The organism is Paenibacillus sp. NPDC057967 (genome assembly GCF_042887015.1).
In the GTDB taxonomy this organism is placed as follows: domain Bacteria; phylum Bacillota; class Bacilli; order Paenibacillales; family Paenibacillaceae; genus Pristimantibacillus.
In genome coordinates this window covers 901,079-921,032 of record NZ_JBHVQB010000001.1, presented here as the reverse complement: position 1 = coordinate 921,032, position 19,954 = coordinate 901,079, and the positions used below count along the sequence as shown (strand labels likewise).

General features: G+C 49.5%; 18 protein-coding genes. 14 read left to right on the top strand and 4 right to left on the bottom strand.

What is annotated here, in order from left to right; all coding sequences use genetic code 11:
- Positions 1-475: 475 nt before the first annotated feature.
- Positions 476-1,195: an SDR family NAD(P)-dependent oxidoreductase gene (locus ACFVSO_RS03950; protein WP_387470301.1), complete on the top strand. Its 720-nt coding sequence runs from the start codon at positions 476-478 to the stop codon at positions 1,193-1,195.
- Positions 1,196-1,395: 200 nt separating this feature from the next.
- Here ACFVSO_RS03950 and ACFVSO_RS03945 read toward each other — a convergent pair whose 3' ends face one another.
- Positions 1,396-3,249 (bottom strand): helix-turn-helix domain-containing protein, encoded by a 1,854-nt coding sequence (locus ACFVSO_RS03945; protein ID WP_387470299.1) that lies wholly within the window; start codon positions 3,247-3,249, stop codon positions 1,396-1,398.
- 117 nt (positions 3,250-3,366) lie between these two features.
- Between ACFVSO_RS03945 and ACFVSO_RS03940 the strand changes: the two genes are divergently transcribed.
- The 3 genes from ACFVSO_RS03940 to ACFVSO_RS03930 are packed head-to-tail and all read left to right on the top strand — an operon-like array spanning position 3,367 to position 7,357.
- A complete protein-coding gene (locus ACFVSO_RS03940; RefSeq protein ID WP_387470297.1) occupies positions 3,367-5,325 on the top strand; it encodes an AraC family transcriptional regulator in 1,959 nt (652 codons plus the stop codon).
- Between the two features lie 11 nt (positions 5,326-5,336).
- Entirely contained in the window at positions 5,337-6,362 is a 1,026-nt protein-coding gene (locus ACFVSO_RS03935) for a FecCD family ABC transporter permease (RefSeq protein ID WP_387470295.1), read from the top strand.
- A complete protein-coding gene (locus tag ACFVSO_RS03930) occupies positions 6,362-7,357 on the top strand; it encodes a FecCD family ABC transporter permease (RefSeq protein ID WP_387470293.1) in 996 nt (331 codons plus the stop codon). Before ACFVSO_RS03935 ends, ACFVSO_RS03930 begins: the two co-directional genes overlap by 1 nt.
- A 73-nt stretch (positions 7,358-7,430) precedes the next feature.
- Here ACFVSO_RS03930 and ACFVSO_RS03925 read toward each other — a convergent pair whose 3' ends face one another.
- Positions 7,431-8,225 carry an MORN repeat-containing protein gene (locus tag ACFVSO_RS03925; RefSeq protein ID WP_387470291.1) on the bottom strand — a complete coding sequence of 265 codons (795 nt, stop codon included), beginning with the start codon at positions 8,223-8,225 and terminating at the stop codon, positions 7,431-7,433.
- Between the two features lie 526 nt (positions 8,226-8,751).
- Here ACFVSO_RS03925 and erm point away from each other — a divergent pair.
- The 5 genes from erm (at position 8,752) to ACFVSO_RS03900 (ending at position 13,459) form a co-directional block, all read left to right on the top strand.
- A complete protein-coding gene (gene erm, locus ACFVSO_RS03920) occupies positions 8,752-9,582 on the top strand; it encodes a 23S ribosomal RNA methyltransferase Erm (RefSeq protein ID WP_387470289.1) in 831 nt (276 codons plus the stop codon).
- Positions 9,583-9,713: 131 nt separating this feature from the next.
- Positions 9,714-11,579 carry a 3-oxoacyl-[acyl-carrier-protein] synthase III C-terminal domain-containing protein gene (locus ACFVSO_RS03915; RefSeq protein WP_387470287.1) on the top strand — a complete coding sequence of 622 codons (1,866 nt, stop codon included), beginning with the start codon at positions 9,714-9,716 and terminating at the stop codon, positions 11,577-11,579.
- On the top strand, positions 11,576-12,457 hold the full coding sequence (locus ACFVSO_RS03910) for a DUF6999 family protein (RefSeq protein ID WP_387470285.1): 882 nt from the start codon (positions 11,576-11,578) through the stop codon (positions 12,455-12,457). Before ACFVSO_RS03915 ends, ACFVSO_RS03910 begins: the two co-directional genes overlap by 4 nt.
- Before the next feature lie 213 nt (positions 12,458-12,670).
- Positions 12,671-13,033, top strand: a complete 363-nt coding sequence (locus ACFVSO_RS03905) for a DUF3992 domain-containing protein (protein WP_387470283.1) — start codon at positions 12,671-12,673, stop codon at positions 13,031-13,033.
- Between the two features lie 39 nt (positions 13,034-13,072).
- Positions 13,073-13,459 (top strand): DUF3992 domain-containing protein, encoded by a 387-nt coding sequence (locus ACFVSO_RS03900; protein ID WP_387470281.1) that lies wholly within the window; start codon positions 13,073-13,075, stop codon positions 13,457-13,459.
- A 74-nt stretch (positions 13,460-13,533) separates the two neighbouring features.
- Here ACFVSO_RS03900 and ACFVSO_RS03895 read toward each other — a convergent pair whose 3' ends face one another.
- Together ACFVSO_RS03895 and ACFVSO_RS03890 are read right to left on the bottom strand one after the other, a co-directional pair.
- Positions 13,534-13,839, bottom strand: coding sequence for an S-Ena type endospore appendage (locus tag ACFVSO_RS03895; protein WP_387470279.1), 306 nt, complete (start codon positions 13,837-13,839; stop codon positions 13,534-13,536).
- Between the two features lie 22 nt (positions 13,840-13,861).
- Entirely contained in the window at positions 13,862-14,152 is a 291-nt protein-coding gene (locus ACFVSO_RS03890) for a hypothetical protein (protein WP_387470277.1), read from the bottom strand.
- A 215-nt stretch (positions 14,153-14,367) separates the two neighbouring features.
- Here ACFVSO_RS03890 and ACFVSO_RS28845 point away from each other — a divergent pair, with 215 nt between their 5' ends.
- From ACFVSO_RS28845 to ACFVSO_RS03860, 5 genes are all read left to right on the top strand, one after another.
- A complete protein-coding gene (locus tag ACFVSO_RS28845) occupies positions 14,368-15,507 on the top strand; it encodes a BclA C-terminal domain-containing protein (protein ID WP_483875059.1) in 1,140 nt (379 codons plus the stop codon).
- Between the two features lie 238 nt (positions 15,508-15,745).
- The gene (catA, locus tag ACFVSO_RS03875) at positions 15,746-16,405 is read left to right on the top strand and encodes a type A chloramphenicol O-acetyltransferase (protein WP_387470271.1); all 660 of its coding nucleotides are present in this window, start codon (positions 15,746-15,748) and stop codon (positions 16,403-16,405) included.
- A 157-nt stretch (positions 16,406-16,562) separates the two neighbouring features.
- Entirely contained in the window at positions 16,563-17,258 is a 696-nt protein-coding gene (locus ACFVSO_RS03870) for a response regulator transcription factor (RefSeq protein WP_387470269.1), read from the top strand.
- Entirely contained in the window at positions 17,248-18,705 is a 1,458-nt protein-coding gene (locus ACFVSO_RS03865; RefSeq protein WP_387470267.1) for a sensor histidine kinase, read from the top strand. The genes ACFVSO_RS03870 and ACFVSO_RS03865 overlap by 11 nt, the downstream gene beginning before the upstream one ends.
- 81 nt (positions 18,706-18,786) lie before the next feature.
- Positions 18,787-19,908, top strand: a complete 1,122-nt coding sequence (locus ACFVSO_RS03860) for a TolB family protein (protein WP_387470265.1) — start codon at positions 18,787-18,789, stop codon at positions 19,906-19,908.
- Positions 19,909-19,954: the final 46 nt, after the last annotated feature.

The following is a 19,954-nucleotide window of genomic DNA, read 5'->3' as shown; positions in this document are numbered from 1 at the left end:
TGCATGGGCTGTTCTGCTGCGCTTCTTTGAGAAATAACAAAAAAACACACCTCAACGAGTGTGCCTGCAGTTAACAGTATTCACGAAAGGTTACTTTGACAACTTGGGCACAAATGCACGTTCAAATAGACGTACACACAACTCCTGTAGAGCTAACTGGAGCCGGAACGTAAGAGACTGTCTAGAAGCGCATGCTGCCCGTATTCAATTTTAGGAGTTGATCACCATTACATGAATTGTCATTTGAGAAACATCCCCTTTCGATGGTTGAAAAAAGTAAGGAAAAACAGTGCATAAAGGAAAAATCCGCTGCTGTTCAAACATACCATACCTTTTCAATAATGGGAATGAAAGATCGTATTGACATATGATTTAAACCAAACTATACCGCGCAATCTGACATTTGCAACATAAGAGTCGATGGAACGTATGAAGAGCAGAGAATATCGCTTAATTCAGATGAAGGAGATTACAGATGAAAACATATATTTTGTTTGGAGCAAGTAAAGGATTAGGGGATGCATTTGTAAGAGGGGTGCCTCAGCCAGGCGACAAAGTGTGGGTCGTTGCTCGCAGCAAGCCTGAGAGCTTGAATGTAGAGGATGGCATTCAGCGGGAATGGATACCTGCGGATTTGTCTGATCTTCATTCAGCCGCACTTGTTAAGGAGAAACTGCAGAACGAAACCTTAGATGTGCTCATCTACAATGTAGGCATTTGGGAGAAGGAAGGTTTTGAGGATCACTATACGTTCGATAACGATGAGCCTGTCGACATCCAAAAATTAATTCAGGTGAATATCACTTCGGCCATTGTATGTATCCAAGCCTTATTGCCTCAGCTTCGCCAATCTGAAGCAGGCAAAATCATTCTGATCGGTTCGACGGCAGGCTTGAATAATGCAAACAGCAGTCAAGTTTCTTTTGTAGCCTCAAAGTTCGCTATTCGAGGAATTACGGAAGCTCTTAGAGAGCATACGAGAGAGGATGGCATTGCTGTGACGTGTATTAATCCCGGAGAATTGGCAGCCGAAATTCCGTATGAAGAAGGAGCAGAACGTGCCCTTGCTGTCTATGGCGGCACACGAATTCCGCTTCAAGATATGGTGTCCATAGTGAAATGTGTGGTTAGCTTGTCCAAAGCAGCCTGCGTCAAAGAAATCAACATCCCGGCGTTAATGGATAAGAATGCATAGTATGCACGCTAGAGTGTGCTAATCACTAAGGCGTTTTTCTATGATGTAATCGCCTAAGCTGCAGCTTGCCAATTCAGAGAAATCCGCACGGAGCGGTATCTATCCGTCATTGGCAGCTGCTCTTGCTCAAAGCACAAGGAAAAACGATCCAGCCTGCTGGAGGAAGCAGCTCCGCTAAAGGTGATGCTTCCTGGCAGGCGTTATTCTTTTAGCAAATCAACGATAATATCCAATTGTTGTTCGACGGAGATGGGATCGCTGGGGAGAAATTGATCGAAGTCAATGTTGTAGATTTTTCCCGCTTTCCCAGCAGGCGAATGTTGAATAAGCTTGTCCAGCTTCTTCATATCTTCCTCTGCACCTTCATTTACAGCCAGAAATAACCGCTCGCCTATGAATTCTGGGATCACCTCGGCAGATATTTCCCATGTCTCGCCATGAATGACATCGGACTCTACTTTTTTCTGTGGCTTCAAACCCAGATACTTGTAGATAATATTGCCTCCCATATTCGTGTCTCCGTAAACAAATAGGCTGCCGGTCCGCACATTCAGAATGGAGAAGGTTTCATCAGCTCCAACGAAAGGGCTGATTTGCTCCTTGTACTTCGCTATTTTTGCCTCAAATGCCTTATTCCATTGCTGCGCTTCCTTCTGCTTGCCGAGGATATCGCCAAACATCTCGACATCCTTGATCGGATCATTGTACTGCTCCACAACAATCGTTGGTGCGATTTTGCTCAGCGCTTCGTACCCGCCTTCGAATACCTCCGCGAATGGTCCTGTTGTCACGATCAAATCAGGCTCCAGCGACAGAATCTTTTCCGCATCCGGCGGAACGCCAATATCTGCAATACCGGAGGTATCGCTTAGCAGCGGATTTTTCAGGACAAAGCTTGTTGTACCTACCGGCTTTACACCAAGCGCCATCAATTCCCCCAAATGGAAGAGACTAACCACGCGCTGTGGCTTTACTGGAATAGACGTTTGGCCTTGCAAATGCTCGTAAATACGCGTCTTTACAGCTGTATTCTCCGTATCGCTATCTTTACTGCCTGTCTGACATGCATTCAGAAGCAGTGCCGTACATAACAGCATCATCACTCCGAGCGTTGGTCTTGAAAATCTGAACATCGATGTGTCCCCTTCCCCAATCTGTTGATAATAACTCTCATTCTCATTATGGGAAGTTAGATTTAGAGATACAATGGACGATTTTAACAGAGGGAATGGATTATGCTGAACAGTCTGCCGATCATTCTCACGAAATTGAAGAGGAGAGCAGCCAGCGTGCTTTTTGAATAAGCGGCTGAAATAATAGACATCCGCATAGCCGACGCTGCTTGCTATTTCCTGAATTCGAGCCTCTGATTTCAACAGGAACTGCTTTGATTTATGAATGCGTACATGAATCAGGTAATCGATCGGCCCTATTCCTATTTGGTTCTTGAACAAGCGGGACAAGTAGCTCGCGCTGCAGCTATACCTCCCGGCCAAATCCTCGGCTGTCATCGATTCTCTGAAGTGCTCTTGAATATAGTGGATCGCTTCGGTTACCACATTTATTTTGTTGTTTTCCGTCGCGGTCGAACGGATCTGCCGCATCACCTCGTACACAAATGGAAGGAAGGCAGCCTGCGCCTGCAGCTTGTCCATCGGATTTGATTGCTGCCACAAACGGTCCATCTCTTGGCACTTTTCCTGTAGAGGCAGTGATGCATAAGGAATAAAAGCATACGGCAAATGGAAGCCCTCTTGATCCTCCTGCGAGATGCAAACGGCTTTGTACAGAATCAGATAGCAGGCAAAGTCGGTTCCCAGCGGCATAAAGCGCAGTGTTGCTCCTTTTCCTCCATGCAGAATGTGAAGGGAGCGCGTTCGATAGATCGTTCCCGACAGCTCCAGTTTCGCTTCTCCGCTAGTAGTCACTACGAAAAAGCAGGTATGCGCCCCATAGTGATCAGGTACAGTTCCATTCTCCATACAATACTGCCGAATATCCAGCAATTGGACAGCAGTGCGGCTCCACCGCTCGATATGAGCTTCCCAATCCATAATGACTCTTCCTCTCACGGCATATTGAATACAACCCTCTATAGTATACACGATTTAATTGAGAACAATTATCATTTATGATAGGATATATAGGGATTTATAAGGAGCGAGGACAACATGAGGGTAGACGAGTATACGACGATATGGAATTATACAGCAGCCAAAATATCTGATATTCGCCATATAAGGATGAGCGGCGGGGAAGTGATGGAGGGTTACCGTCTGCCTGCAAGCTGTTTCATATACAGTATCCGCGGTTCTGCCAGGGTGGCGCTGAATGATGTGACACATCAGGCTGAGCCGTTCTATTTGCTGCATGGCGCCAAAGGCATGCGGCTGGATATTGAAGCGAAGGAAGCTTTCCATTATTATTTGCTATTCTATAGAACGACGCTTGTATTTTCACGATGGAAGGAAATAGGGAAGCTGCTAGAGAGCAGCAACCCATTCAACATCCAATACGGCTTCCGGCCTGATGAACCGCTTGGCTTGTATAGCTGCTTGTGTTCGTTGGAGCTTACATGGACGAATGGAGATAAGCTTGGCAGACTCCAGGCTACCGGGTTGTTCTATCAATTCATACATGAGCTGTTGTGGCAGCTGAAAAATAATGAAGGAAAACTCGTCAAAAGGGATTTCGTCACAATTGCAACCCGTTATATGCATGAACATTATCAGGATAGCATTACGCTTCAATCTCTTGCGGAGCAGTTGAACTATAGCGTTCGGCATTTAGCAGTCAGCTTCAAGCAGCAAGTTGGCATTAGCCCCATTGAATATTTGATTCGTATTCGAATCGGCCATGCGTGCAGGCTGCTCGTGGAGACGGACGCATCGCTCCGGGATATTGCGTCTCAAGTTGGTTATCCTGACGTGTATTACTTTAGCCGCATCTTCAAAAAACAGACTGGCTTGTCACCTGCGCGCTATCAGACGCAAGAACGTCAGCAGCCAGGAGCAAAGGATCGTCCATTGAATGTATCAGAATTGCACATTGGCACCAGGAGAGCTCTGCGTTACACTAATCACGGTAATGATAATCATTATCAATATAACGCTGGAGGGTCTACTTACATGAAGAGGAATTCTAAAACAGCCATACTGCTCAGTATGCTGATTAGCTTGACGATGGTGCTTAGCGCTTGTATGACAGGGGGAGGAGCCGGAAGCAGCACGAACTCAACCGTTGTAGCTCCGTCATCATCACCAACCGCAATTGTAGAGAACGCTGCAACAAACAAGGAAACGGTGAGAATCATCTCCACGGAAAAAGGCGATGTCGAGGTTCCTCTTAATCCTAAGCGGGTAGTGGTGATGTATCTGATTGGTGACGCTGCATCTCTTGGCATTAAACCTGTCGGTGTATCCGAAATTTACGAAGGTGCCGCATTTACGGAGGAGTTGGCCGGTGCGGACTCTCTTGGACCTGAATATGAGGTGAATCCGGAATCCGTTATGGCGATGAAGCCGGACTTGATCATTGTGGCAACCGAGTTTACCTACGATAAGCTGAAGTCGATTGCCCCTACCGTATACATCCCTTACGATAAGCTGACGACGGAACAGCGTATCGAAATGCTGGGCAAAGTATTCGGCAAGGAGCAAGAGGCCAAGGCTCTGCTTGAGGATTTTCAGGCTAAGGTCGAAGCAAGCAAGCAGAAGCTGAAGGAAGCGGGCATTATGGATAAGACGGTTACGATCATGGAGGGCGGGGCTAAGGAAATGTTCATTACCCAATCGACGACTTTCGGAAGAGGCTCCCAAGTGCTCTATGAATATCTCGGCATGAAAGCTCCAGACCTTATTCAGAAGAATATGAACGCTTCAGAGACTGAAGCTGGCCAGTCTGTGTCTATGGAAGTGCTTCCTGAGTATGCAGGGGATTACGTCATCCGTTCTTCGTGGGAAGGGATGGACGATCTTTCGAACAATAAGATTTGGAATAGTATAGAAGCGGTGAAAGCAGGCCGTGTTATTGAAGCAGAGTTCGGCTTGTTCTTCTATACCGATCCATTGTCACTTAATAAGCAACTGGATCTGTTGACCGAAAAGATGTTGGAAACAGCAGGTAAGTAAGGATGAATGCGATGATGAAGAACCAATCTGCCTCGGTTAACCGGGGCAGATTCATTTATATGCTGTTTCTAGTACTTGGATTCGTACTGCTGCTTCTGTGTGCAGCCGCATCGATTTCGTTTGGAGCAGCTCGAATTAATATCGTGACCGCATGGGAGGCTGTCTTCGTATTTGATCCTGCCATAACGGAGCATCAGATCATTCAATCTGCGCGTATCCCCCGTACAATCGCAGACATTATGGTGGGCGTAAGTCTCGCCATAGCAGGTGCAATTATGCAAGGCACCACCCGGAACGCACTCGCTGATTCAGGTTTGATGGGTGTGAATTCAGGCGCCGCGTTTGCAGTTGCGCTAGCCTTTGCGTTCCTGCCGGGAAGCAGCCATATGCAGCTACTGCTCATTGGTTTTGCCGGAGCTGGACTTGGGGCTGGCACAACCTATTTGGCTGCGGCACTCAATCGGCGGGGCATGACACCTGAGCGGCTTGTCCTTGCTGGCATTTCGATCACCATGCTGTTCTCCGCTCTCGGCACATTCGTATCCATGAAATTCAATATTGGCAAAGCGCTTGTCTACTGGACGTCGGGCAGTGTAGCAGGAGCTTCCTGGGAGGAGCTTTTGTTCGTCCTCCCATGGTTTGTAGCAGGTGTCGTTCTAGCACTTTGCCTATCTCCATCTATAGCCGTTTTAAGTCTTGGTGACGATATTGCGGTCAGTGTCGGACAACGTACGAGACTAGTGAAGCTATTGTCCCTGCTCGCCGTGTTGATACTGGCTGGCTTGTCCACTTCGCTCGTCGGGCCTGTCAGCTTCGTTGGACTCATTGTCCCTCATATGATGCGATTCATCGTGGGCATTGACTACAGACGGATTGTTCCGGCATCGGCCATCTATGGAGGAGTGTTCATGCTGCTGGCAGATGTTGCGGGACGGATTCTTGCTCGGCCGAATGAGCTGGCGCTCGGTATCATATTCGCCATTATCGGAGTGCCATTCTTTCTGTTCATTTTCCGTAGAGAGAAGAGGGCATTTTAATGAAAAAATCATCCATATCGATTATAAGCGGACTGTTTGTATTACTAATAGCCGGTGCAATTATCAGCATAAATCTGGGCAAAATGGCGCTTAGTCCGATTGAAGTCATCACAACCTTGTTCGGACAAGGGACAGCCGATAATCAACTGGTGCTGTTCGAATTTCGATTGCCGCGCATCGCCTTAGCTGTGCTGGTCGGGATAGGAATGGCAACGTCAGGAACGGTGCTCCAAGGACTGCTTCGCAATGATCTTGCTGATCCCGGCATTCTGGGCATAAGCGCGGGCTCTGGTCTTGTTGTGCTTACGTTTATATCGGTAGCGGGGGTGGGTAGTCTGTCCTCTTCCGTTATGCTCCCGCTGCTGGCATTTATCGGCGGTTTGTTTGCGGCATTTTTGATCTATTTGTTCTCTTACCGAAAAGGAAAGTTTCCATCATCAACTCGTCTTATTTTGACTGGTGTAGCAATTAACGTTGGTTTAGGTGCGGTGTCGCTATTTTTGACGCTCAAGCTTGATGAGAATCAATATGTGTTCGCGCAAAAATGGCAGGCTGGTTACTTATGGGGTGATAAATGGATCTATATTGCGATTCTCGCGCCATGGGTTCTGCTGTTGTTCGGCTATGTTTGGTACAAATCACGGACGCTGAACACGATAGGCATGGGCTACGAAATTGCGACAGGTGTCGGTGTACCGGTGAATAGATCGTTTGTTGGTCTTACACTTGCCGCTGTAGCCATTGCATCGGGGAGCGTAGCGCTTGGCGGCTCGATCTTCTTCATCGGACTGATTAGTCCTCATTTGGCGCGAAAGCTGGTGGGACCCGATCATAAGCTGCTGCTGCCTACAGCGGGAATTATCGGGGGGATGATCCTTCTGGCATCGGACACCATTGTCCGTACAGCAAGCTTTGCCATGGGCATACCGGCAGGCGTGATTGTGACCATTGTAAGTGTGCCTTATTTCATCTACTTGTTGATGCGGGCTTCTTAGTACAACCTAACATAGAAAACCACCCGGCAAGGGTGGTTTCTTCATATTCTTATGTAATCTGGATGCGAATTGTTTATTCTTTGATAAATTCCCCGTTCAAATATCGTCCTTGGGCGCTTTCACCATTCAGATACTTTGCGGTTACAATGCCCTCAGCAGTATTGTCGTCCCAGTCACCATACCATCCACCTGTGTACGTAATGCGATTGATGTCTGTGAGTGTTCCTTCACCGTTTCGTTTGCCTGCACTCCATATTCCTTCGAATTGAATGCCATTGCGAAAAGTATAAACGCCTCTCCCGTCAAACTTCTCAGATTTATATTCCCCTACATATTGATCGCCGTCCTCAAAAAATTCTTTGCCCATTCCGGATCGCACACCGTTCTCCCAATCTCCAGAGTAGATGCTTCCGTCTTCGAAGATATAAGTGCCGTAGCCATGTCGCTTTCCGTCAAGCCATGAACCGATATACACATCATTGCTCGTTAAAAGGAGAGCTCCTTGACCGCTTTCTTGCCCCAGCGAAAACTCACCATAGTAGAAGTTCCCTGTCATGTCTCGTTTAATTCCGATTTGATCCTGCTTTCCTTCCGACCACTTTCCGATATAGTAGGCTCCATTGGTGGAGAGCGCCTGTCCAAATCCATGGATCGCATGGTCTTTCCATGTGCCTGTGAACACTTTTCCGTCGGGATAACGTTTTTCGCCGATACCATTAGCCTTATTCTCGCGTATTTGGCCTGTATAGAGGGATCCATCGGGATAAGCTAGGGTGCCCTCTCTACCATTTCCATAAAGAAAGATCAGAACAATTCCAACCAAAACAACATTAAAAATAAGGCTTGCATATTGCATCCATTTTTTCATCTCTTGGCTGCTCCTATCTTCTTTAAAATTCACCGAACTCGTCATTCGACAGAAATCTACAATATGTTGATCTTACCCTATAATGGAAGGGATGAACAGAATGGGGAAGTCGCGGGCGCACCTATATTTCTTGCCGCTAAGCGTAAATGTATGCTAAAATAAGGCCAATTCAAACCTAGGAGGGTTGTTCTAATGTTGGGTGCTTTGACTAGAAGAATTCGTTTTGTTCCTTTGTCCCACTAAATTTCATAGTGAGCAAAGGCTCTGCCTGCGTGCGGAGTAAAACGGAATCAGTCTGCCCATTTTAGGACATCCCGATCGTATCGGAGAACAAGGGACAGCTAGTCTGTCTCTTTTTTGCGTATGCAAAAGTGTATATGTGCATGGGAAACGTCTGCCAACGTTGTATGGTGCCATACGTTTGTTTGCATGTGCATGATTCAGCTTGTTTTCTTCCGTTTTTCGCCGCAGGCAAATGCCTGCGTTTTTTTTGTTTTGCGAAAAATTAACGAAACGGGAGAATCATATGCGAAAACAAAACAAGAAGCAAGGTAACGCAAGAACACATAAATCTAATTTCTCGGCACAGCATTTACTGCATCATCCCGAGACGATTCGGCAATTCATTCGTTCGGCCCGGTTAAGCTCATCGGACACCGTGCTTGATATCGGCGCAGGCAAAGGAAGCTTGACCTTCCCGCTTGCCGATCAAGCTGGCAAAGTAATTGCAGTGGAGATGGATGCGGAATTTGTTCGCGTTCTCCGCGCAAAAGCGGAAGGAGATCCCCGCATACGGATTATTCAAGGCGACATCCGATTGCTGAGGTTGCCTAAGGAAGCATTTCATGTGGTAGCGAACATCCCTTTTTCCATTACAACGCCTATTCTTGAGAAGCTGTTTGGTCCCGAGGGAAGGGCGTTTCAACGGGGAGTGTTAATTGTAGAAAAAGGAGCCGCACGCCGGTTAACGCAGACCGAGACGTTGGACCCGCGTTTGTTGTTGTGGAGAATGCATTTTGTATTGGAGATGCGAACGGTCATTCCTCGCACTCACTTCGCTCCGCCGCCGCGGGTGGATGCTGCCGTGCTGCATATTGAGCGGAGAGGTCATTCGATGATTCCCATTCAGCAAGGCGCCCGGTTTGTGGGGTTTGCCAGGCGTTTGCTGCGCGAGCCCCGAATTGCGGCGGTTCATGCGTTAAGGGGGATTTTCACGCCTGCGCAGATCAAAGCTTCTGTGCAACTGGCAAACGTTGACCGCGAGCGAACGGTCCTTTCATTATCCTTGGACCAGTGGGCGTCCCTTTTTTGCAGCATGCTGCAGCATGTCGCGCCTCATCGTTGGCCGAAAGGATAGAAAGTCGTCATGTCACAAAACGGATTGCGGATATGCATGATGCACCAGTACTACAAAAAGATGGAACTACCTGTACAGCTCCTTATCAGCGATTATGGATGATATACCATATCCATTGGGAGGTTTGCAGGATGAACAATGTTTATGTGACGAGCATGGGGAAGTTTCTGCCGGGAGAGCCTGTCGGGAATGAAGAAATGGAAGATTACCTGGGCCGAATTAACGGCAAGAGCTCCAAGTCCATGCGACGCATACTTGAGCAAAATAAAATCCGCTATCGCCATTATGCCATAGACAAGGAGCAGCGCAGCTTGTACAGCAACGCCGAGATGGCGGCTCTCGCCATTCGCGATGCGTTGAAACGCAATCCAAGTGCAGATGAGAACGACATTGACTTTCTGGCGGTGGGCACGACGCAGGGAGACCTGCTTGTCCCCGGCTTTGCGAGTATGGTTCATGCCGAGACCGGTCTGCCTGTAATGGAAATTGCAACCCATCACGGCGTATGCGCCAGCGGCATGCAGGCGATGAAGAACGCCTATCTGCAAGTGCTGTCCGGCGAGAGCCGCACAGCCATATCCTGCGCAAGCGAGTTTCCAAGCCGCGTCTTCAAGCATACGCGATTCGAAGCGCAGCAGGCCTACCGGGACAGTGCCGTACCGTTCGATACCGACTTTCTCCGCTTCATGCTGTCAGACGGCGCAGGAGCAGCCATCTTGCAAAATAGCCCTGCCCCTAGCGGCTTGTCGCTACGCATCGATTGGATCGACAACAAGTCTTATGCGAACAGCTATGACGTATGCATGTACGCAGGGTTTAACAAGGACAACAAGGAGCATGCCAGCTGGCATGATTACCAGTCGGTACATGACGCAGCCGATGACGGCGCGGTCAATCTGAAGCAGGATATCCGGCTCGTGAACGAAATGCCGAAGGTCGGAGTCGACCGCTTCTTCGAGCTAGTAGAGGAAGGAGCTGTCGACCCGTCTTCTATCGATTGGATGGTATGCCACTATTCCTCGCACTTCTTCCGCGATGAAATATTCCGACTGCTGAAGCTCGGAGGCTTAATCATTCCGGAGGAGAAATGGTTTACCAATTTGTACACACGGGGCAATACGGGAGCAGCATCGATCTACATTATGCTTGAGGAGCTGCTGGCCAGCGGGAAGCTGTCACCCGGAGAGCGCGTATTGTGCATGGTGCCGGAGAGCGGCCGGTTCCAGACCTCGTATATGCTGATGACCGTTGTTGGTTCGAAGGATGAGGTGGCTCGGACGCCCCTCGAGGAGCGGGAACCAGAAGCGCCGAAGCTGAAATACGATAACACGAATGATATACAGGCCCAGCTCGTTCGCCAGCTCGTGCGCGTATGGATCGACTTCGAGCAGAAGCTTGCCCGTGTGCCCGTTATTCATAAGCTGTACCAAGGGAAATTCACAATGAACGATTATAAGTCACTGATGGAGAATATTCGCCAGCAAGTCATCGACGGCTCGCAATGGATCGCGCGCACAGCGTCCTACATACCAATCGAGCATATCGATTTGCGTTCCACGTTCATTGCCCATGCGAGTGACGAGCACCGAGATTTTCAAATTTTGGAGCGCAATTATGTATCTGTCGGGGGAGATCTGGCAGCCATTCAGGCAGGGGAGAAAAACATCGGCAGCGAGGCGTTGTCCGCCTACCTATTCCAGCGTGCAAGCCGCGACAATCCCGTCGACCTTATCGGCGCGATGTGGATTATCGAGGGGCTAGGCTGCCGGATGGCCCGTTATTGGGGTGAAATGATTCGCGATCAGCTGGGGCTCAGCGACGAGCAGGTGTCCTTCTTGCTCTATCATAGCGATTCCGATGAGCTGCACTTCGAACGGCTGGAGACCGTTGTGCAGCATCCGCTGCTGACGGCAGACATCGCCGCCCGCATCGTCAAGACGGCGAAGACGACGGCACGTCTGTATTTGCTTCAATTAGAGGAGTTGAACTCTGTATGAGCGAGTCGGACTATTTCCGCAATATGACGCATGACCGGGACGACCCGAATCCTTTTCTTGCGATCTATCTTGATCAGAGCATTCCGTTCAACGAAGAAGCAAAGGCTGCCTATTTGAAGGATTGCTCAAGTCGGTCGCGGCAGTTTCTGCTTCCGCTGCTTCGTCCGCTTGCCCGCCTCATGATCATTTTGCTGCAAATCTACAAGATCATCATACCTAAGGCGTTCACATCTTCCCGGTTGCTGCACCGAGTGCTGTATTGGGGCATGAGTAGATTTGTCAGTCCGAGCGCGAACTATATGATTCTGCGTCACTTCTACCTCGGGTCGGAGGTACTGCAGTTCATCCGCGACAATGTGCCGGGCGTGAATATCACGATGAATCCGCTTAAGCCCACGAATCTGGAACCGGTGAAGGATGATCTATTCCTTATTCATGACCTGAACTTATACAACTTCGTCATTAACTTGAACAAGGAATTGCGGGAGAAGGGAATTGAGGTAACGAAGCAGGAGCATCTTAACTTCGCAGCCATTACGTCTGCGCCTCTGCCAATTGAGCCTCTGCCGAAGCGGTGGACGAACTTCATGGACCTCACGACGGCGATCGAGTGCTTCACGCCGGTGTACCAGTTGTTTCTGTCTGACAACGACTTCTGGCGTGCTACCAATTCCTTGCAATTAGATGAAACGATCGGCATTCTCGCTTCGAAAATCATTGGCAGCAACGACCGGCTCGCACTCATTAACAACAAGCATCCAATGGTACCGATGACAACGCTGAGTGCCGGCTTTCGGCTCGTGCTGCATGGGCTTGCAACAGAGCAATTGCACGCGCTGCTCGTTGAGCTGAAGCGCAAGCAGGAGCTTGCTGCTTGACGCACAACGCACATTTTCTCGTTTCTTGAGCGGTGTGAGAAACTAGAATACTATTCACAAACCGTTAGGGAATGCAATCACCCCTGACGGTTTTTTTGTGCGGTTCTGAAACCTATCAAATAATAATAATGGTAGGTAAAAATCCACGCAAATCAAGCATATTCAGCATTTCATATGTAAAGGAAACTATTTAATAAAGGAGTTGCTCTGCATATGGGATGCAAGAGTTCTTCATCCTCATTGTCTTGTTGCCCCGATAGGAAGTATGTGCAAGACAAAGTGTGCAATCCATGGAATGGAAGCGGCGCAGCGGCAAACGATGTAGTCGTTTATTCCAATAACATCAATCGAAATATTGTTGGAACAGGATATCTTCAGTACACAACCGGACCTGATGAGATTACTCTCGAAATCCTCGATAGCGGGGGAACGGCTTTGGAGACGTTTATTCTTTCTCCCGGACAGAGTACTTCTTTTACGAGTCGTCGCTTTACGACTATACAGGTAGCCATTCCGGCTACGGCTGGAGTTTACCAGGGAGAGTTTTGCATCACGACCAGGTACCCCGTCTCTTAGTTTTTTATATGAATAAAATCTTGGGGAGTGGATTTGAAGATGGCATGCAACTGTTCGAGCGTATCGTTGACATGTTGTAAGGATCAGGAATATGTGCAAGACAAGGTGTGTATGCCTTGGGCGGGCGAGGTTCCCACCGGTGCAGCGGCAGTCGTTACTGTTAGCGTGTATACCAATAATTTCGGTCAGAATCTGGTTGCCACGGGGTATCTGCAATACGACTCTGGCCCGGAGCCTATTACGGTTCAAGCGATCGGAGCAAATAATGCCGTTATTGGCACACCTATAACACTTACACCGGGTACCAGCACTTCATTTACCTTCCGAAGATTTAATGAATTGCAAGTCATCCTCCCTGTGGCAGCTGCTGGCGAAGGACCTTTTGCAGGGGAGTTCTGCGCAACAGTCCGTTATCCGCTTGCTTGATGACTTAGCCTTGCTTCGGATAAAAACGTTATAGGTTTTAGCGAGAGCTGCATTTTCCATTAATGTTGAATGGATTAGCGTGATCGGCACCCGTTGTGAGCCTTAAGCTTAAAAAAAGAGGTAATCAAATATTTTCCTTCAATTTGCTCATAAGGTTGGTTTGGCGCGGATATTTGAACCGATCTGACATTGCGTACGGTTAAGGTTCCGGTATTGCCGGGCTGGACTAGTATGCTGGATCTATTCTGCCCCGTTACGACAACCTCCATATATCCGGAGCTGGAGCGCTCATTATAAACCGATATTTGCGTAAGCGCCGCCTGAACTAGGGGGGCGCTTTTCCATATTTGCTGCGGGGCATACTGGTTTTCCTGAAACAAGAGATTGCCACAGCATTCCTTCTCAATCAATCGGCTTGATGGATCGGCTTGCGTAATAGGCGGGTTGACTGGAGGGGGTGTCCATACTGTGTAATCGACAGGATGCCGGCTGCAGGGTATCTTCTTGACGCGGCGGCGCTGTGGCGATTTTTTTGCGGGCATAAACATAGGCCATTGAGAAGTCTGTTTTCTTTTTCTGCGTCTTCGTCTGGCAGCTATTCGAGATCTCTTCGATTCCAGCAGAGATAATAAAATGAAGAGATAAACGAGCTTTTCTCTGGAGGTGCGCCCAAATAGTTTCAAGCCAATTCACTTCCTTTCCTGCCGGTTTCCAGTACCCCTGACTATATTAGATGATTGGATGGAGTAATTGGTTATACGTTTGAAGGCTAATGATCATAATTGTGTCATTCGCCTATTCTACTAAAATACGGATGAAGGAGAAGGTCAATGGCATAAGCAACATATCAGGTTTCAACATGTAATAATAATGGCTGTCCATGTGACTTGAAAGAAGGAGGGTCGCATATGAAATCATGCGGATGCAAGACGGGCTGCAGCTCTGGATGCGGTCCGGGCTGTGAATACGGCGTTGAGGGAATTGTCGATGGAACGAGAAAAAGACACACGATTTGTTGTCCTTTATATTGCGATGGAACGGAAGAAAAGGTTTGTCCGACCGGCCCAACTGGACCAACCGGCCCCACGGGTCCAGCTGGAGTGACGGGAGAGATCGGCCCAACTGGCCCGATAGGTCCAACTGGAGTGACAGGAGCGACTGGCCCAACTGGCCCGACAGGTCCAACTGGAGCGACAGGAGCGACCGGCCCCACGGGCCCGACAGGTCCAACTGGAGTGACAGGAGCGACCGGTGCCACGGGTCCGACAGGTCCAACTGGAGTGACAGGAGCGACCGGTGCCACGGGGCCGACAGGTCCAACTGGAGTGACAGGAGCGACCGGCCCCACGGGTCCGACCGGTCCAACTGGTGTGACAGGGGCGACGGGTCTCACGGGGCCGACAGGCCCAACTGGAGTGACAGGAGCGACCGGTCCCACGGGTCCGACCGGCCCAACTGGAGTGACAGGAGCGACCGGCCCCACGGGTCCGACGGGTCCAACGGGAGTGACAGGAGCGACCGGTCCGACAGGTCCAACTGGACCAACCGGTCCTAATTTTGCCACGACGGGATTTTCGGCACAAATTACGAACTTGAATGTGAACAGCACTACGGTGTTAAGTAATTGGTCTGTGGCTAATCCATATTATGGAAGTGTAAGCTTTAACCCTGTCACCGGCATATTTACTGTTCCGAATACGGGAAGATACTCTATTAAAGCGACGATTAACTACTCAGCTACAGCCGCTATTAATGTGCAGACGGGAGCTGGCGTTTTTCCGTCCTTCCGTATAAGACGAACAGCTCCAGGCCCTGTCACTACGGATGTTCTTAACGGTGTGTTGTCTATACTGGACGTAAGTATCCTATTGCTCTTGACAATAAGAGTTATTCTTGCCTCCGGTGACATAGCGCTCGCTGGAGACTTGGAGTTAAATGCTGGCGATCAAATCACGTTAGTCTATGTTACCGGCGGCCTCACCTTGAATTTGAACTTGGGCGGCCCTTCAGGTCTGGGCATTGTATGGTCTATTCACCAGATTGCCTGAACGGCTCACCAATGCTCCGGGCGCATGATCTGCTGCGTGTGGAGGCGATACGATAGTTCTTGCATGTTGGCAAGCATAATGTTTCTATGATGGTTGAAAGGTTATCATTAATTATTATTTTCGAGAATCATGTTAAAATAGTGCCAGGGAACACAAAAAAACGATGAGGATCGTGAAGGAAATGGTTAAAGCGGTTGATCGTCCCTCCTAAAATACAAACATTTTAGGAGGGTAAACAATGAAATTTAATCGGATTAATATGGAGAACTGGACCAGAAAGCCTTATTTTGAACACTATATGAATCAGGTAAGATGCACCTACAGCATGACGGCTACTATCGAAATAGCTGAACTGCGGAAAGAGCTTCGAAACAGGGGACTGAAGTTGTATCCAGCCCTGATCTACATGTTCACGACGGTAGTTAATCGTCACCGTGAGTTCCGGACTTGCTTTGATGCGGAGGGAAGGCTTGGCTTCTGGGATCAGATGTCTCCGAGCTTCACCATATTTCATGAGCAGGATAAGACCTTCTCAAGTATATGGACTCCGTATTGTGTAGAATTCATCGAATTTCATGAGCGGTATCTGAGACAGACGGAAACCTATAAGCATGCGAAGCAGCTATTCCCTGATTCTAGCGAGCCGTTGAGCACATTCCCTATTTCCAGCATTCCTTGGGTGAGCTTCACAGGATTTAATCTGAATGTCTATAACGAGGGTACGTACTTGCTGCCTATATTCACAATAGGGAAATTTGAAAAGCTGGACGACAAGGTACTGCTGCCCTTATCTGTACAGCTTCATCATGCCGTTTGCGATGGGTACCATGCAGGCTTGCTATTTAACGAGCTTCAAGCAATGGCCGCTGGCTGCAAGAGCTGGCTGGCCGGAAATTAATCTTGCGCACGGGCTGCATTCCTATAGGTTGCAGCCATGTTGGAGTCGTGTTGACGCACGGCTCCTTCTTTTATTTCAGTAAGTTGGATTTTTGTTCCAGCAGAAAAACTCTTATAATAGAAGCAGATAATAACGACATGGGGCAGGTGTGAATGCCATGCAAGCGAAAATTATGGTCATCGAAGACGAAAAAGCGATTGCGGATGCGATCTCCTATGCACTAAAGCGCGAGGGCTATGAGGTGGAGGTCATTGTTCGCGGGGATATCGCGGCGAAGCGTCTTGGTGAGACTCGTCCCGACGCCATCATTCTCGACGTGATGCTGCCCGGCATGGACGGCTACGACGTGCTGAAGAAGCTGCCGGACAAAGATGGAATCGGTGTCATTATGCTGACGGCCAAGGAAGACATCGTGAATAAGGTGCTCGGGCTGGAGCTTGGCGCTGACGATTATATGACGAAACCCTTCGACATGCGGGAGCTGCTTGCTCGGCTTAAGTCTCTGCTTAGACGGATACAGGCTGCTGGAGAGAAGAAGGAGCCGAATGAGTTTCAGCTAGGCGGAGTGAAGGTGCATGTCGCTAAAAGAACGGTTATCGCAGGAGAACGGAAGCTGGAGCTGACGCCTAAGGAATTTGATCTGATGGCTCTGCTGGCAGCCAATCCCGACAGAGTGTATGAGAGGGAGCAATTGCTGGACCTGGTATGGGGAATGGATTATTACGGAGGTACGCGTACGGTAGACATTCATGTGCAGAGGCTGCGCAAGAAGCTGGGACCCGGCTACGGCGATACTATTCAAACCGTCCATGGCATCGGCTACAGGGCGTCCGGAGGACACGGTGAGAGTTAGCATCAAGCTGAAGTTCAGCCTGTTCCTCGCCGGACTGCTGCTGCTTACGGTATTCGTGCTCAGCCTGCTGGTCCTGCAGGGAGTTGAGCGGAACCAGCGCACGCAGGCGGAGGGGCTCCTCGCTCAGCAAGCCGACACGGCCAACGTCTATTTGTACCAATCTATCATGGAACAATCCAATAAAGTCCCTCAGACTTTCCTGGAGACTAAAGGCGAGGAGTTCGGCGAGCAGCTAAAGCTGATTAGCGGGCAGCCTGTCGTCCTGTATGATAGGAATGGCGTCGTCATGGGGAGGAAGCCTGCTGTCGCTCTATCCGACAGCATCAAGCAGACACTGGCGTATGCGCTGGAGAACAAGACTGCTTATTTGGTAGAAGGGGAGTCCATGTATTATTTGACCCCGCTGCGTGCAGGGGGCGAGCAGGTTGGCGTCGTTCAATTTTATTATTCCCTCCGTGAACATCAAGCTTTCTATGATGAGATCAAAAGATTGTTCATTTATATTGGAACAGGCGTGTTTGTGCTTAGTTTCCTTTTGGGATATTTGTTTTTCAACTCCTTCGCTAGCAGCATCATTAAGCTGAACGATACGGTTGGCCGTATCCGGGAGGGACAGTTCGCTGTGCCGGACATGAGGAGAAGAGACGAGATCGGGCAGCTTGGCGCAGGCATAGCCTCCATGAGCGAGCGGCTCAAGGCCACGATGCGGGATAAGGACGAGGAGCGGGAGAAGCTGGCGCTTGCTGTTCGCAAGCTATCGGAGCTGGATCGGCAGCAGAAGGAATTCATCGGCAATGTCACGCATGAGTTCAAGACGCCGCTGACCTCCATTAAAGCCTACCTCGATCTGCTCGACATGTATCCCGATGACGAAGAGCTGCTGGCCACGGCCAAAATCCATATTGCCGGAGAGACGCAGAGACTCTACGAAATGGTGGAGAAGGTGCTGCAATTGTCAGCGATGGAGAAATATGATTTTGAGTATAACAAAGAAAGACTTGAGGTACGGGGTACAATTGAGTCGGTGCTGAACAGCCTGAAGGGGAAAATGGACAAGTTCGGCCTCACACTGGAAACGGATTTGCACGAAGCTTATATGGAAGCGGATAAGGATTATATGAACATTGTGCTTGCGAACCTGCTGGACAACGCTATCAAATACAACAAGACGGATGGTCGTATCCGCGTAAGCAGCTTCGCCAGAGCCAATGAGGTCGTCATCGAAATAGCCGATACGGGGATCGGCATTCCGGAGGCAGTTGCGGATCACATTTTCGAAGCGTTCTATACGGTGGATAAGAACAGATCCAGGGAGCATGGCGGCGCCGGATTGGGGCTGTCGCTGGCGAAGCGGTATACGGAGACGCAAGGCGGCAGCATCTCCATCGTGAAGTCGGACGACAGCGGCACGACATTCCGAATGTCGTTCCCGTTACAAACTCGCTAACATTGTTTACAACTTGGAAACAACTCTTTGCTTCATTCGCAACAATCGGTTGGTATTGTATGCATTAGGGAGGCGAATACAATGAACAAAACAAAAGCAGCCATCATAGCATGCGTACCCGCATTGTTGCTTGCGGTCACCGCTTGCAGCGGAGATAACGGAGGGAATCGCGAGGTCATTCGGGAGCCGGGGAAAACCATCACCGTCATCGATAACGACAGTAAGACGCCGGCCGCCGGACCGGCCATTACGGTGGGCGGCATTAAGCGGTACGAGAAGGTGGAGATATTCGGCTGGCTGGATAAGGATACGGTCATCGTATCCCAGGAGAACGAGTCGCTCGCGAAGATGAAGCTGGAGGAGCTGGCTGATTCCTATCCGCGCAGCTTATACCGCGTCAATCTGAAGACGGGAGAACGTGTGCCGTTGAAAGAACAGGAGAACGTGTTCTTGGGAGGCGCCAGCTTGTCTCCGGACAACAAACATCTGATCTACCAGGAGTATACGCTCGGCGATCCCGTGTATCATGTCATGAACCTGGACACGCTGAAGTCGTTCAGCCTAACCGGCGAACCTATTGGAGGAGCCATGAGCGCCAGATGGACAGATGATGGCAGCGTCATCGGCGCTTCTTATGGGGGCGGAGCTTACACGGCAACGACGAAAGGCGATATTACTGCGCTTGAGGAATTAGGCGAAGGCGCGCTGATTATCGTAGCCAAGCTTGGCAGCCGCGTTTACTATAATTCCAATGCGGATGAAGCGCTGAAGGTGCTCCATCTGGATACCAAAGAGACCCAGAGTATGGGGCTCGGTTCTGTGGGCAGCGTCATTCCTTCACCTGACGGTAAGCAGCTGCTGGTGACGCAATACGAAGGCTCCAAGGTGAAGCTGACGCTGTGCGATCTGGACGGAGGGAACGCGAAGACGATTGCGGAAGGAGCGGAGCTTGGCGGAATGTCCTGGTCGGCGGATCAGCGGCTGATCGCATTCAGCATGCAAGCGGAGGTAAGCGGGGCGACAGTCAAAGGCTTGTACGTCCACGATCTATTGTCGGACCAAGCCGTCCGAATTGCAGCCGATGTCGACAGCGCCGTGAACTCCTCATGGAGCCCTGCGGGCGACAAACTGACTTATTCGGTATGGAACGGCAGCAGCTACGACAGCAGCGTCGTCGAGATTCATTCTTCCTTGCAGCCGTAATTGACATTACTAGAGAGAACGAATACAGGAATGCAAAAATACAGAG